The organism is Sphingomonas soli NBRC 100801 (genome assembly GCF_001591025.1).
In the GTDB taxonomy this organism is placed as follows: domain Bacteria; phylum Pseudomonadota; class Alphaproteobacteria; order Sphingomonadales; family Sphingomonadaceae; genus Sphingomonas; species Sphingomonas soli.
In genome coordinates this window covers 292470-305229 of sequence record NZ_BCTZ01000003.1, presented here as the reverse complement: position 1 = coordinate 305229, position 12760 = coordinate 292470, and the positions used below count along the sequence as shown (strand labels likewise).

Below are 12760 nucleotides of genomic sequence, written 5' to 3'. Positions count from 1 at the left end.
TCATGGCACTGAGGTCCGCGCGCTCTGCACCAAGTCATGCGGCTTCCGGGATCTGGACATAGCAGCACTGTGTGACGCGCTGGGGCGGGATTACTCGCTTATCGATCGGCGGTGTGCTTGCCGGATCTCGCCGGGGTGCAAGGGGTGGAACAGGTTCTACTACTGTTCCCCGGTATTTCGGCCTCTGTGGAGTGAGGCGAGAGCTAAGCAGTGGTTGATGGAGTAGTTGTGGGCCGGGTTAGGCCGGTGGCACAGGCATCGGCATCCAATGTGTAGGATGCGCCGCAACTAAGCCCGTCCCGCAAGTCTCCCAAGAACCGCCGCCTTTTCTATCGGGGTGCCAATACCCCAGAAGAACTGTCGTCGACCCTGCCCAGCCGAGGATAACTTCCGGTCTCCCAAGCGCGATATTAGCACCCTGCTCAGGCTGCCACGTTGGTGCGGTGTCGATTGGTTGCCAGTCAGCCATGCACCCCGGCTACCATGTTTTCGGTTGCGAGTCGAGCGGGCTTCTGGCATATTGTGCGGGGCTGTCAGGCAACCTTCCGGCGGGCGCATCCGTCGCAGTTGGTCAATGCTTTGCGAGCGCGGAAGTAAGAGGCCGGGAAAATCCGCCCCGGTTGCCAGAGATTGGGAGAGCCCGACGACTGGTCCGCGTAACGGTTGATAGCACTGGTGCTGCGGCGTTGCTTGTTGATAAGGGCCCCTGGGCACTTCGAGAGATAGGCAAGATCGCCGATTTGGCCGCCGCAGCATCGCTCCCCATGGAGCAACTATTCGGAGTTTCCGAATAGTTCGATTGGAGCAACAGGAGAACGGGAATGGCATTTCCATACTATGACGCGATCGAAGGCTGGGGCGGCGACTAACCCACCACCCCAAACACAGCAGCCATAACCGCCAGCATCACCCCGAGCCCAATCCAGAACCGGCGCGAGGATAATACACCCTCTCGGTTCATCTGGCGGTTCCAATCTCCGTAAAGCTTCTCGCCGGCGCGGGTCATGTATCGCCTGCGTCGCGGCGATTGTAGCGATGCGATCGATAGAGGGTTCCCAGGCTAAACCCAGCGACAAATATCCCGATCATTATCAGACCGACGAACGCCAATGACGGCGCAAACAGCATAACGCACTGATTGGCTAATCCACTCATTCCCATATCCTACAGCTTCATAGCCCGAAGGCTAGGGTTGGGGGTTCGGACGCATGCCCTGACGGGCACCGCGCTGGCGTCCCTGCGGGACTGAGCCCGCGAGCGGTCTCAGCGCTCCGCGCGCTCATCGACTTGCGCGGTCATGGCGCACCGATCCGCTGGCGATATTCAGGATCAAGAGTTTGCCAATCGAAGTCGTCTTTGAACGCCCCACACACGTGGTCGCGCTTCGTGAATGGCTGCCCTGGTGGCGGTGTGTAGCTGCAAAAGGTGAAACCCAAGCTACGCACTACATCTGCCCCGGAAACTGGTGGTGCAGACATGCACTCTCCGAAATCACCGGCTTCGCTAGACCAATGATCGCATCCCGCGCAGCATCGCCCATGTCCCCAGTAAAAGCGGTCGCATCGCTCTTGATAGTGGCGCTCGAAATCACTGCGAGCCCGCTCTTCCATCACGCCAATCGACTTGAGGCGCCGCCGCTCAAGCTCATCCACGGGCAAGTCTGAGAAGCGGCTCACATCATTCTCCTTCATTCATTCCCCTCCCAAGCGCGGCCAATGCCGGAGGGAGGGTTAGGCTGCTGCTTTCACGGGGGCAGCGAGAATACCGAGCGCAGGCGCCGCGCGACGAAGAGCGGTGCACGCGCGCTCGCCAGCCGCCCAAAGGCATGTACCATTGCTTGGCTGGTCCCCTGTCGAGCCATCGGGCCGGATGAACCGGACCTTAGGCATGAACAGCGCCAGATCGGCGCGCGCCCATGCGCCTTGAAACCAGCCTGCCGACGTACGATCCGGCGTGAGTGCGATGCCGTTGCCGTGTGCGAAGAATTTATCGAGCCAAGGAACCACAGAGTTGCGCCCACCGAATGGCGGGTTCATCCAGATGAAGCCGTTCCATGAAGATTCAAGGCTGTCCTTCCAAAGCCAGCGGCGATCGCCTTTTGGGTTTTGGCAAACCAGCCTGTCGCCAACCCACGAGGGGATCAGGCGTGGTGCTGCAACGTCCATGTCGAACATTTCGCCCAGCGCGTCGAAAATATAGGCCGGCGTGTACCATTCGTCGGACGCGCCTTTGGCTGCCTCCCAGTGGCTCACAAATCCCCCCGCGCGAAACCGCGCCCAGTGGCCTGGGGAGGGAGAGCCATGGGCGCGTCAGAAGTTTTCCACTTCACCCCGCCTCTGAGAGAAGCGGGCGTCATGATGGGGACAGCGGTCATGCTGCGAGCCTTTCGAGCTTGTCGGCGTAAGCGCGCACGCCCGACCATTCGTCGGCGGTCCCGGCGAACAGGCGCAGGCGATAGCGATGGTGGTTCTGGGCAAGGCTGGTGCTGTCACAGCTCAGGAACGGATAGTCCCCGCCGACTGCGACGCCGCGCAGCATGTGCAATGGGTGCCAGCTATTGCCCATAAGGGCGGCCACTTCGTCCATGCGCCGGCGGTAGGCATCGCAACCCACCGGCTCTCGCTTCGTGTCGCCTATCCAGCCAAGGCAGACGCGATCAAACCGCTCACATAGGCGAGCGAGACGATCCAGAGGCCCGTCCATATGCCAAACAGGCGCGCCGCGAGACGTTCCGAACGGCCATTCGTTGAGGAGGCCATCGTTAATCTGCGAAGGTGCCGCGGGACGATCAGGGACAACGGCCCAGCGACCAGGACGAAATAGGCGATCAGCCAGCCATTCATAATACGGGGTCCAATCCAAGCGGCCGGCGTCCATCGGATCTACGCCCGCGCGAACAGCCTGCATCCAGTAGGAAAACGCCCCGTTGTCGTACATGATGAAGGGCGCGATTGCCTCCACGTCATTGACGCTATCGGGGCGGAAGAAGCTGACGCAATATGCGCGTGCGCCCGCTGCGATAAGCGCCTCGCGTGGCGACAGAGGGGTGCCGTGATAGACGAGCGCCATCACGAGACGAACCTGGCCCGGCCGCGCAGGCTGGCTGCAATCGTGAAATGGGCCGCAGCGCGCTCAACCAGCGCAGGATCGCCAGCCTCGATAATCTCGACGGCCTTGGCCTCATGCTCGTCTGCGAGGGCGTGCCTACGGGCAGCCGTCAGGAGCAGCCGCTCCACGTCCAAAGCGACCGTCACAGCCCCACCCCGGTTTTCCAATCAGCCCGCGCCCTCAGTGCGTTTGGACGCGCGTTTTCCACACCCAGCGACAAGAAACGGCGGAAAACCGTGCCGTCGGGTAAATTTACAGGTAACCATCCCGGTTAACGCGGAATCGCGCGAATCTGCGATTGGCCCGGCGCTTGCGTAACACTCGCGCATGTTCTCTCGCATAACCCGCCTCTTCACGATCAAGACCAAGTTCGAGGCCTATCTGATCATCTATGGCCTGGCCGTCGGTGCCACCGAGCGGGGGGTGCATTACATGAAGCTCTATCCAGGCACGCTGGGACTCGTGTTCTTCGCATTGTGCCCGATTGCGGTGTTCATGGCAGGGGGCAGGATTTTGGACAGCTTCGATGTTGTGGAATGATCCGCGATTGTGCCGGGTCACGCGGGGCGCTACCCGGTTGATGGGCGGCCCAATGGGCGATGGGGAGTAGATTTTGCGCCTGTTTCCGGGAATTTTCACGACACTCGCCGCGCAGGCACTGCTTGTCTCGGTGGTGCCAGGCGGCGCGCTGGTGCTGTTCCTGCATCAGACCAGCGCATTCCAGGTGGAAGCGCGCGACCGCGACCGGCTGGAGGGATTCGCGCTCGCCGCCGCGCAGGCGGCCCGCGCTGGCCGTCCGCTCGATCAACTGGTCAATGAGCTGGATCCGCAGCGTCTTGGCGGCCGCGTCGCACTGGTGAACGCAGAGGGCCAGTTGATCGCAGGCCCCGGCGGCGCCCCCATTATGGAGCGCCCGGTCCAGGTGGAAGGCCGCACGATCGCGACTGCCCGCCTTGTCAGCCCGGCGCAGTTGACCGACGCCGACCGGCGCTATCTCGCGATCCAATATGGCGGCATCGGCTTGATCGTGTTCGCGCTATTCACCGCGATGCTGGTCGCGGCCTATGTCTTCGCGCGACGCTGGACCAAGCCGCAGCTTGAGCTCTATCGGCTCAGCCGCGAAGTCGTGCACGGCGATCACGAAATCGAGTTCGAAGAGGAGGGCCCACCCGAAACGGTGGCCACGATGCGCAACCTCCATCGCATCGCCAGCCAGTTCAATCGCCTCGAAACCGCACGCCGCACCTGGCTCGTCTCGATCTCCGACGAGCTCAAGCGCCCCGCCGAGAATATGGGCGAGCATTTCATCGAACTCTGCAAGGTCGAGCCGCCACTCCCGCCCGAACTCCTCACCGGCATCGAGGAAGACACGCACCGGCTGATTCATATGGCCGAGGATCTGAGCGCCATCGCCCTCGCCGATCTCGGCCGCCTGCCGGTTACGTTTGAACAGGTCGATCCCCGCGCGCTGATCCACAATGCGATCTGGACCCACAAGACGCGCGCCGAGGGGCTGCATGTCCGCCTGGAGACCAGCACGCTTCCCGAATATACGATCCTGGTGAAGTGGGATGGCGCGCGGATCGAGCAATTGTTCGGCGCGCTCATCGATAATTCGCTGCGCTATACGCCGCGCAACGGCCGAATCGTGCTCGGCCTGGAAAGCTCGCGCGATGCGTGGCGCCTGATCATCGACGATAATGCCCCGGGAATCGACGTGATGCTGGCGCAGCGGCTGTTCGAGCCATTTTACCGCAGCTCGAGCCGCCCGGAGGAATCAGCCGCAGCGTCCGGCCTGGGCCTCGCCACCGCGCGCGCCATCGTGGAAGCGCATCACGGCCGCATCGAAGCCAGCCGCTCGCCGATCGGCGGCCTGCGCGTCACGGTGATCCTGCCGGCAAATCCGCCCACCGCCTGATCTCCGGGAAGACCAGAAAGCCGAACCCCGCCGGGCAAAGCGCCCTGCGGGGGTTCTGCTTTGCATTGCCTCGTTGGGCGCTTGACTCTTTGTTAGGGACCAAACATCTTTGTTTGATGCCTAACAAACATGATCATAGCTTGCTCGCAAGCCTCACCAAGCGCTGCTACTTCGCTGGCCGCGCCGTCATGGACGCCGCACTACGGGCCCATGATATCGGCTCAACACAATGGTTTGTCCTGCATCATCTCGCGCTGAGCGGGCCCATGATGCAGCGCGATCTGGTCGACCTGTTGCAAGTCGAGCGGGCGACGCTGAGCGTCATCATCCGCGAATTGGTCCGTAAAGGCCTTGTCGAGCAAGTTCCGGTGGAGCGGGATGCGCGCCGCAAGATGTTGCAAATGACAGACGCGGGAAAAGCACTCTGGGACCAACTTCCCAACTTTGAGACGCTGATCCACGCAACAGCCTTTGGAGAGATCCCCGAAGCCGACATCGCCGCCGCCATTCGCGTGCTCAGCATCGCCACCGAACGTTTGACCAACCTCTCATTGAAAGGAGATCGGACATGACGATCTTGGTGACCGGTGCGACGGGCCTCGTGGGAACACGGCTGCTTCCACGATTGCTAGAGGCGGGATGGAACTGCCGCACCCTTATGCGTCGGGGAAAAAGCGCGCCGCCAGGGGTCGAGGCCGCGTATGGCGATCTGGCCGATCCCGCTTCGCTGGTCAGCGCGGTGCAGGGTGTTTCCGCAATTCTTCATCTGGCGGCGTTGTTTCGAACCCCCGATAACGACGCGATCTGGAGAGCCAATCTCGACGGAACCCGCCACCTGATCCATGCCGCAAAGGAGCATGCTCCAGCGGCGCGCTTTATCATGGCGAGCACCAGCAACATTTACGCCAGGAACGCGCCGCGTCCCGGGCGGGAGGATGATCCGGTGGATCCCCAGCTCGCCTACCCCGCCAGCAAGCTCGCAGCCGAGCGCGAACTCCGTCAAAGCGGGCTGAATTGGTCAATTCTGCGATTCGGCTTCGTCTATGGCGAGGCGGACGGTCATCTGGAATCGCTCCCGCGATATGTCGCCTCCGGCCAGGCAGCATTCCACCCCGCCGCCCGTATGAGCCTGGTCCACCACCGCGACATCGCAACGGCGGCAAACCTCGCGCTTGCGGGCGCACTGGACGGTCATGTCGTCAATATTTCCGACGATGCCCCGACCTCATTTTTCGAGCTGTTCGAACTGATTGGCGTGGAAATGCAACCATCGTCGGAGCCTCTGCCCAACCCATGGCACCTTCATATGGACAATAGCCGGGCGCGTAGTCTGGGTTTCTACCCGACCATTCCCACCGTTCACCACGCGAAAATGCAGAACATTTTCTAGCGTCCCGGCCGCGCGGTACCGGGGAAGCGTTCCGCTATGTCGCACAGCGCATTGGCCATAAAACAAAACCCCCGCCGGGCGATTTGCCCGGCGGGGGTTTTGTTTTCCAATTGGCGCGCCCGGAACGATTCGAACGTCCGACCCTCAGATTCGTAGTCTGATGCTCTATCCAGCTGAGCTACGGGCGCGCATTGGAGGGGCGTCATTAGAAGCGGAAATCGGATAGTGCAACCCCGTTGCGCGACCTTTTGCATGGGCATAGACGAACGGGCATGCGCAGCCTTGTCCTGATCGCCCTTGCCGCCCTTGCAGGCTGCACCCAGAGCGCCACGCGCCACCCCTCGTTGCTGCCCCGCGCGGCCGAATCGCAAAGCCTTGCCGAGCCGGTGCGCCCGGTGCCGGTGGCGACGCCGGACGCGGCGCTCGACAAGAAGATCGCCGATCTGGTCGGGCAGCTCGATTCGCTGGCTGCGGCGTTCAATGCCGGCGCGCAGGATGCCGAGGCGAAGATCGCCGTGGCGCGCGGCCTGCCCGAGGGGTCGGAACGCTGGCTCGACGCGCAGGCGGCGCTCTCCACGCTCGATACGCTGCGCGCACCGGCGCTCACCCTTCTTTCTGACCTGGAGGAGATGGCAATCGATCGCGGCGTGGCCGGGCTGCCACCTTATCCCGCGCTCGATGCCGCGATAGCGCGCGCAGAGGCGCTGTCGACCGCGCAGCAGGATCGCTCGGGAGCGCTCGAAGCGGCGCTGGCGGGCGCCTAGCCGAAAGCGGCCCTAATCGTTCCGCAGCGACGGGTGTAGCGCGCGCATGACGGGCAGCACAGAGGCATAGTCGTCAGTCCAGGGCGTAAAGCCCGGATAGGGCTTCATCCGCCGCCAGCCACCCCCGCGCATCACCAATTTGTCCAGCGTGCCCCGGTCGCGCGTCAGTACGATCCATTCCGATTCGCTGCCCGCGTCCATGTCCTGCTGCTCGATCGCGGTCTTGCCGTCGAGCGTTGCCGTGGCGACAAACTCCTGATCCGGCGTGTACGACATCCGCATCGCGTGCCAGCCGCCGTCGCGCGCCGCCGCCGCAACGATCGGCGCCAGCGCCATGAAGCGGTTGGAGATATGGACGAGCAACAGCCCCTTGGGGCTTAGCGCGCGGCCATAGGTGGCAAAGGCCTCGCGCGTCAAAAGGTGCATCGGCACCGCATCGGACGAGAAAGCGTCCAGCGCCAGCAGGTCGAACTCGTTGGCGGGCGCCTGCGCGATTCGCAACCGGGCATCACCGATGATGATCCGCGCATCGGGCAGGCATTGCGGAATGAAGGTGAACTTGCCCGAATCTCGCGCCAGCGAAACAACCTCAGGGTCGATCTCATAGAAGCGCCAGCTCTGGCCTGGCTGCGCGTAACAGGCGAGCGTACCGCTCCCCAGCCCGACCACGCCGATACGCGCGGCTGGCCCATATAGCTCCGGCGCAGCCAGCATCGCCTGCCCCACGCCCGATCCCGCGACATAGTAGGTGGTGGGCTGGCGCGAGCGTTCTCCCTTCAGCTGCACGCCGTGGACGGTGGTGCCGTGCGCAAGCGTGCGCTCTTCGCGCGAATCGGTGACGGTATAGACGCCGAAATAGCTGCGGGTACGCGCGTCGCTGAGCGACATCTGGATCGAACGATACCCGCCAAACAGGAACAGGGCACCCGCCAGCGCCACCATGTAGGGGGCGCGCTTCCCGGTCGCGAGAAGGCCGATCACCGCCACTGCCAGGAACGCGATCTGCTCGTGCTTTTCGCCGAGCATGCCGCCTGGGTTCGTGATGCCGATCCACCCGATCAGCATCACCGCCAGAGCAGCCGCGAAGAACTTCATCCGCACCTGCTGCGGCGTGCCGCGCCACAGACGGCCGATCGCCGGGACCAGGAATATTTGCGGCACCAGCGCACCTGCCGCCAGGATCAGCAGCGGATATTCATAGGTCCAGTCAAAGATAATCGGCGCGAGCAGTCCGGAAAAGACGCCGCCCAGCGCGCCCCCCACCGACATCGCCAGATAAAAGCCCGTCAGCCGATCCGGCGCGGGCCGCAGCTCATACATTCGCGCGTGGCAGGAGATCGCCACCATGAACAGCAGCAGCAGCCCGATCAGCGCGTTCATGTAAGCAAGGCCCTGATGCCCCGCGATCATCGTCGCGCCGAACATCAGGATCGTCACCGGCGCGAACTTGGCGAGCAGATCGGGGAAGGTGCGGTTGTCCGAAAACGCGACCGAGAAGCTCAGCAGATACAGGCCCAGCGGAAGCGCCCACAGCATCGGCACCGCGACAATATCGGTGGTCAGGAACGTGGTGGTCGCCAGCATCAGGCCAGACGGCACAAAGGCGAGCGCGATCCAGTGCAGCACCCGCAACCGCGACGGGGGTGCGCTGTCGTGCGGAACGTGCTTCTCCCCTGCCGCACCGCGCGGCAACATGGTTGCGCAGCCCGCGATCAGCAGGAAGACCAGCACATAGCCGATGGTCCACAGCCAGCTTTGCCCCTTCAGCGCGAAGCCAGGCTCGACCAGCACGGGATAGGCTATCAGCCCGCCAAAGCTGCCGATGTTCGATGCCGCATAAAGCGCATACGGGTCGCGCCCCCCCGTCGCCACGCTGTACCAGCGCTGGAGCAACGGCGCCTGGGCCGAGATCGCGAAGAAAAGCGGCCCGATCGAAGCACCGAACAGCCACGGTACCCAAAATGCCGGCTCGGCATCGGCGGGCAGGTCCATCGCAATCAGCCCGATGGGAAGCCAGAAGGCGGCAACCGCGAGCACGCCCAGATGGATCCATGCCTGCATCCGGGGCGGTACCCGCCCCAGCCAGTGCGCATAGGCATATCCGCCCAGCAGCAGCGCCTGATAGACCAGCATGGCCGAGTTCCACACCGCCGGCGCGCCGCCGAGCTTGGGAAGCGCCATCCGCGCCACCATCGGCTGGACCAGGAAGAGCAGGAAGGACCCGGTCAGGATCGCGACGACGAACAGCCAGTGAAGCCGGTTACGGGGTGGGGCCTCGGCTTCGCGTTCGTCGATCATGCGCAAATACTCCCCCGCCCTTAAGGCTTAGCCGCGCTGGCTTGCCCCGCGATGAACGTCAAGGCTTCCTGATTCGGTAGGTGACGTGCGGCTTCAGCCGGTCGATCGCCAGCGGATGATTGAAATCATCTTCTGGGCAGCGGGTCATGCCCAGCCGCTCCATCAGGCCCCAGCTGCGCACATTGCCATTATGCGTGATCGCGGCGACCGACTCGACGCCGTTCGCCCACGCCCAGTCGAGACTCGCCTGCGCCGCCTCGCGCGCATAACCCTGCCCCCAATGCTCGAAGGCGAGCCGCCAGCCGATCTCGACCTCGCCTTCGATCGGCGTATCGGCCGCGCCGGGCTTGAGCCCGCAAAAGCCCAGGAACGCGCCGTCCGTGCGCCGCTCCATCGCCCAGAAGGTGAAGCCATTCGCGGCCAATATGCCCTGGAAGCGATCGATCAGTGCGTCGGTTTCCTCCCGCCACAGCAGCGGCCCCAGCGTCGCCATTACGCGCTCGTCCTGCCCCATGGCATGAAAGGGTTCGCGGTCGCGATCTTCCCAACCGCGCAGGATCAACCGCTCGCTCTGAATCATGCCGGGCGATCCACGGCATAGACAACGGTGCGGCGCATCGGATCGTCGGCCGCATATAGCGGATGCTCGAAATCCATATCGGCCAGATGCCGCATCCCGAGCCGCACCATCAGCGCGCGGCTGCCGGCATGTTCCGAACTGGTGATCGCCACGACGCGCTTCTCGGGGCGGTTGGCCCACGACCAGTCGAGCGCGGCCCGCGCGGCCTCTCCGGCCAGCCCCTTGCCCCAATAAGGCTTGTCGAAGATCCAGCCGATCTCCAGTTCGCCGCGGATCGGCAGGTCCTCTGCTCCGGGCTTGAGGCCGCACAGCCCGATCACCGCGCCGTCATGCTCCACCGCCCAGAAGCCCAGCCCCTGCGCACGATAGCCTTCATGCCGGTCGAGGCTGGCCCGCGCGCTCTCGATCGTGGGATCGCGCACCAGCTGCGCCATCACATCGGCATCGCTCAGCATGCGCAGCAGCGCGTCCCGGTGGCGCGCTTCGGGCGCCGTCAGGATCAGCCGTTCGGTGCGGATCGCTGCGGGCTGGCTCATGCCCCCAGCAGCTTGGCCGCCAGCGGCGCATGATAGGTCAGCACGCCCGAGCAGCCCGCGCGCTTGAACGCCATCAGCGTCTCCATCACCAGCGCTTCGCGCTCGCTCGCCCCTGCAGCGGCCGCCGCTTCGATCATCGCATACTCGCCGCTCACCTGATACGCGAACACCGGCACCTGGAACTCGCTCTTCACGCGCAGGATGATGTCGAGATAGGGCAGCCCGGGCTTCACCATCACGCTGTCTGCGCCCTCGGCGATGTCGAGCGCCACTTCGCGCAGCGCTTCCTCGGCATTGGCGGGGTCCATCTGATAGGTCTTCTTGTCGCCCTTCAGCAGCCCGCGCGACCCGACGGCGTCGCGGAACGGGCCATAGAATGCAGACGCATATTTGGCGGCGTAGGCCATGATCTGCACGTTGACGTGCCCGCCCTGCTCCAGCGCCTCGCGGATCAGGCCGATCCGCCCGTCCATCATGTCGCTCGGAGCAACAATATCCGATCCTGCCTCCGCCTGCACCAGCGCCTGCTGCGCCAGCACCTCGGCGGTCGCGTCATTCAGCACATAGCCGTTCGCATCGACCAGCCCGTCATGCCCGTGCGCGGTATATGGATCGAGCGCCACGTCGGTGAGCACGCCGATCTCCGGCACGGCATCCTTGATCGCCCGGATCGCCCGGCACATCAGATTATCGCGGTTAAGCGCCTCGCGCCCATCCTCGCTGCGCAGCCCGGCGGGCGTGTTCGGAAACAGCGCAACACAGGGAATGCCCAGCGCCGCGGCCTCTTTCGCCCGCTTCGCAATATCCGCCACAGACCAGCGCGAGACGCCCGGAAGCGATCCGATCGGCTCCTCTGCGTCGCCTTCGGTCACGAAGAGCGGCCAGATCAGGTCCGCAGGGGTCAGCACGGTCTCGGCATGCATCCGGCGGCTCCACGCGGAAGCGCGGGTGCGACGAAGGCGTAGTGCAGGATATTGGCTCATCGCGCGGCTTTTGCGGCACGCTGCCCGGCTAGGCAAGCCTCAGGCGGCGGCTTTGCGACGGCGCCGCCAGCGCATCGCGACCAGCCCGGCCGCGCCCAGTGCGAACAGGCCGACCGTGCCTTCCGGAACCGGCGTGGGCGTCCCGCCGCCCGGGGGCGTGCCCGGCGGGGTGTACCCGCCGGTATAGGTGCCCAGATGGAATTCGCCGTTCTGGACAAGGCTGCCGAACACCGCCGATCCCTCGATATAGTTCCCGGTATTGGCTGCCGCATTTGGAGCCAGCACCGAGCCGCCCCAGGCCGTGCTCGACTTGAGCGTCGTCGCGTCCGGGAAATTCCAGATCACGTGCTCGCCAAGCCCCTTGGTGCCGCCCAGGAAATTGTCGTTCAGGTTGATATTGGTGCCGCTGACGTTGACGATCGCGGTGTCCGCCCCATTCAGGTTGAACTGGATCTCGCCAATCCTGTCGAGATCGGCGCTGCTGATGTTGAACACCGCGACGCCCTTCGCGTCCGGCTGCGCGTTGAACGTGCCGCGATTGCCGCTGATCGTGAGCTGGCTGTTCGCATCCAGCCCCTTCATGTCGGTCGAAAGGTTGCCCATGCTGGAGGTCAGCAGGCTCTTCTGCTGCTCCAGGCCGATGCGGAACGCAGGGTCGCTGGTGCCCAGGCCCGACTGCACCGTGTTCTGGTTGACGTTGGTGTTCGAGATCGTGCCCCCGACCTTCACCGTCTGGGGCGCGCCGTTGAGGTTGAACCCGCTATTGACGTTGCCGCCGATCACCGCGCCCGAACCGTTGTTGAGGTTCTTGTGCCCGCCATCGACATTGCCGACCACGGTGAGGCCCGGCGTGCCATATTGCGACTTCGCCGGCTCCTTGATGTTGTAGTTGGACGAATTGCCGCTCAGATTGCCGCCCACGAACGTGCGCCCTTCCACCTCGGACGAGGACTGGAGGTCGCCCAGCACGATCAGGTTCCACTCCTTCAACGCATCGACGCCGGTAATCTGGGCGGACGCCGGGTTGGCGGCGAGCGCGATGCACGCGCCGCCGATGGCGAGAAGGGTCTTGATACGCATGGTACGCGGCACTCGATCTATTGAAAATCGACCGCCGCTTACACCGGTGTAAGCAACAGTGTAATCCGCGAAAATGGTTAACCAGCGTCCCGCTGCCGGACAC

The 12760-nt window shown here is 64.0% G+C and carries 16 protein-coding genes and 1 tRNA gene; 5 read left to right on the top strand and 12 right to left on the bottom strand.

Going from position 1 to position 12760, the window contains the following annotated elements; all coding sequences use genetic code 11:
- Positions 1–238: 238 nt before the first annotated feature.
- The 6 genes from SSO01S_RS18055 to SSO01S_RS03180 all read right to left on the bottom strand — a co-directional run bounded on the left by SSO01S_RS18055 (position 239) and on the right by SSO01S_RS03180 (position 3254).
- Positions 239–469: a DUF551 domain-containing protein gene (locus SSO01S_RS18055; protein WP_157073607.1), complete on the bottom strand. Its 231-nt coding sequence runs from the start codon at positions 467–469 to the stop codon at positions 239–241.
- A gap of 396 nt (positions 470–865) precedes the next feature.
- Positions 866–1006 (bottom strand): hypothetical protein, encoded by a 141-nt coding sequence (locus SSO01S_RS17810; protein ID WP_218000324.1) that lies wholly within the window; start codon positions 1004–1006, stop codon positions 866–868.
- Between the two features lie 289 nt (positions 1007–1295).
- Positions 1296–1691 (bottom strand): hypothetical protein, encoded by a 396-nt coding sequence (locus SSO01S_RS17460; RefSeq protein ID WP_157073606.1) that lies wholly within the window; start codon positions 1689–1691, stop codon positions 1296–1298.
- A 39-nt stretch (positions 1692–1730) separates the two neighbouring features.
- Positions 1731–2252 carry a methyltransferase domain-containing protein gene (locus SSO01S_RS03190; protein WP_066794998.1) on the bottom strand — a complete coding sequence of 174 codons (522 nt, stop codon included), beginning with the start codon at positions 2250–2252 and terminating at the stop codon, positions 1731–1733.
- Between the two features lie 118 nt (positions 2253–2370).
- Positions 2371–3072 (bottom strand): hypothetical protein, encoded by a 702-nt coding sequence (locus SSO01S_RS03185; protein WP_066794993.1) that lies wholly within the window; start codon positions 3070–3072, stop codon positions 2371–2373.
- Entirely contained in the window at positions 3069–3254 is a 186-nt protein-coding gene (locus tag SSO01S_RS03180) for a hypothetical protein (protein ID WP_066794991.1), read from the bottom strand. Before SSO01S_RS03180 ends, SSO01S_RS03185 begins: the two co-directional genes overlap by 4 nt.
- Before the next feature lie 181 nt (positions 3255–3435).
- Between SSO01S_RS03180 and SSO01S_RS03175 the strand changes: the two genes are divergently transcribed.
- The 4 genes from SSO01S_RS03175 to SSO01S_RS03160 all read left to right on the top strand — a co-directional run bounded on the left by SSO01S_RS03175 (position 3436) and on the right by SSO01S_RS03160 (position 6416).
- On the top strand, positions 3436–3648 hold the full coding sequence (locus SSO01S_RS03175) for a hypothetical protein (protein ID WP_066794990.1): 213 nt from the start codon (positions 3436–3438) through the stop codon (positions 3646–3648).
- 73 nt (positions 3649–3721) lie between these two features.
- The gene (locus SSO01S_RS03170) at positions 3722–5026 is read left to right on the top strand and encodes an ATP-binding protein (protein WP_066794989.1); all 1305 of its coding nucleotides are present in this window, start codon (positions 3722–3724) and stop codon (positions 5024–5026) included.
- 116 nt (positions 5027–5142) lie between these two features.
- Entirely contained in the window at positions 5143–5598 is a 456-nt protein-coding gene (locus tag SSO01S_RS03165) for a MarR family winged helix-turn-helix transcriptional regulator (RefSeq protein ID WP_066794988.1), read from the top strand.
- Positions 5595–6416: an NAD-dependent epimerase/dehydratase family protein gene (locus SSO01S_RS03160; protein WP_066794986.1), complete on the top strand. Its 822-nt coding sequence runs from the start codon at positions 5595–5597 to the stop codon at positions 6414–6416. Before SSO01S_RS03165 ends, SSO01S_RS03160 begins: the two co-directional genes overlap by 4 nt.
- Positions 6417–6527: 111 nt before the next feature.
- On the opposite strand, the gene SSO01S_RS03155 is transcribed toward SSO01S_RS03160, so the two are convergent.
- A tRNA-Arg gene (locus SSO01S_RS03155) sits at positions 6528–6604 on the bottom strand.
- A gap of 84 nt (positions 6605–6688) precedes the next feature.
- Here SSO01S_RS03155 and SSO01S_RS03150 point away from each other — a divergent pair.
- Entirely contained in the window at positions 6689–7180 is a 492-nt protein-coding gene (locus tag SSO01S_RS03150; RefSeq protein WP_066794984.1) for a hypothetical protein, read from the top strand.
- 12 nt (positions 7181–7192) lie between these two features.
- Here SSO01S_RS03150 and SSO01S_RS03145 read toward each other — a convergent pair whose 3' ends face one another.
- Genes SSO01S_RS03145 through SSO01S_RS03125 form a run of 5 tightly spaced genes read right to left on the bottom strand, consistent with a single transcriptional unit; the run spans position 7193 to position 12657 of the window.
- Positions 7193–9478, bottom strand: a complete 2286-nt coding sequence (locus SSO01S_RS03145; RefSeq protein ID WP_066794982.1) for a fused MFS/spermidine synthase — start codon at positions 9476–9478, stop codon at positions 7193–7195.
- A 58-nt stretch (positions 9479–9536) separates the two neighbouring features.
- The gene (locus SSO01S_RS03140; protein WP_066794980.1) at positions 9537–10058 is read right to left on the bottom strand and encodes a GNAT family N-acetyltransferase; all 522 of its coding nucleotides are present in this window, start codon (positions 10056–10058) and stop codon (positions 9537–9539) included.
- Positions 10055–10594 (bottom strand): GNAT family N-acetyltransferase, encoded by a 540-nt coding sequence (locus SSO01S_RS03135; RefSeq protein ID WP_083942809.1) that lies wholly within the window; start codon positions 10592–10594, stop codon positions 10055–10057. The genes SSO01S_RS03140 and SSO01S_RS03135 overlap by 4 nt, the downstream gene beginning before the upstream one ends.
- Positions 10591–11577 carry a porphobilinogen synthase gene (gene hemB, locus SSO01S_RS03130; RefSeq protein ID WP_066794978.1) on the bottom strand — a complete coding sequence of 329 codons (987 nt, stop codon included), beginning with the start codon at positions 11575–11577 and terminating at the stop codon, positions 10591–10593. Before hemB ends, SSO01S_RS03135 begins: the two co-directional genes overlap by 4 nt.
- 39 nt (positions 11578–11616) lie before the next feature.
- On the bottom strand, positions 11617–12657 hold the full coding sequence (locus tag SSO01S_RS03125) for a choice-of-anchor A family protein (protein WP_066794977.1): 1041 nt from the start codon (positions 12655–12657) through the stop codon (positions 11617–11619).
- Positions 12658–12760: the final 103 nt, after the last annotated feature.

Bases quoted from the DNA above. Each gene is read 5' to 3' on its own strand.
- SSO01S_RS18055 (WP_157073607.1), bottom strand. From the start codon at position 469: ATGGCTGACTGGCAACCAATCGACACCGCACCAACGTGGCAGCCTGAG.
- SSO01S_RS03150 (WP_066794984.1), top strand. From the start codon at position 6,689: ATGCGCAGCCTTGTCCTGATCGCCCTTGCCGCCCTTGCAGGCTGCACC.
- SSO01S_RS17810 (WP_218000324.1), bottom strand. From the start codon at position 1,006: ATGACCCGCGCCGGCGAGAAGCTTTACGGAGATTGGAACCGCCAGATG.
- SSO01S_RS03135 (WP_083942809.1), bottom strand. From the start codon at position 10,594: ATGAGCCAGCCCGCAGCGATCCGCACCGAACGGCTGATCCTGACGGCG.
- hemB (WP_066794978.1), bottom strand. From the start codon at position 11,577: ATGAGCCAATATCCTGCACTACGCCTTCGTCGCACCCGCGCTTCCGCG.
- SSO01S_RS03160 (WP_066794986.1), top strand. From the start codon at position 5,595: ATGACGATCTTGGTGACCGGTGCGACGGGCCTCGTGGGAACACGGCTG.
- SSO01S_RS03175 (WP_066794990.1), top strand. From the start codon at position 3,436: ATGTTCTCTCGCATAACCCGCCTCTTCACGATCAAGACCAAGTTCGAG.
- SSO01S_RS03145 (WP_066794982.1), bottom strand. From the start codon at position 9,478: ATGATCGACGAACGCGAAGCCGAGGCCCCACCCCGTAACCGGCTTCAC.
- SSO01S_RS03140 (WP_066794980.1), bottom strand. From the start codon at position 10,058: ATGATTCAGAGCGAGCGGTTGATCCTGCGCGGTTGGGAAGATCGCGAC.
- SSO01S_RS03165 (WP_066794988.1), top strand. From the start codon at position 5,143: ATGCCTAACAAACATGATCATAGCTTGCTCGCAAGCCTCACCAAGCGC.
- SSO01S_RS17460 (WP_157073606.1), bottom strand. From the start codon at position 1,691: ATGAAGGAGAATGATGTGAGCCGCTTCTCAGACTTGCCCGTGGATGAG.
- SSO01S_RS03125 (WP_066794977.1), bottom strand. From the start codon at position 12,657: ATGCGTATCAAGACCCTTCTCGCCATCGGCGGCGCGTGCATCGCGCTC.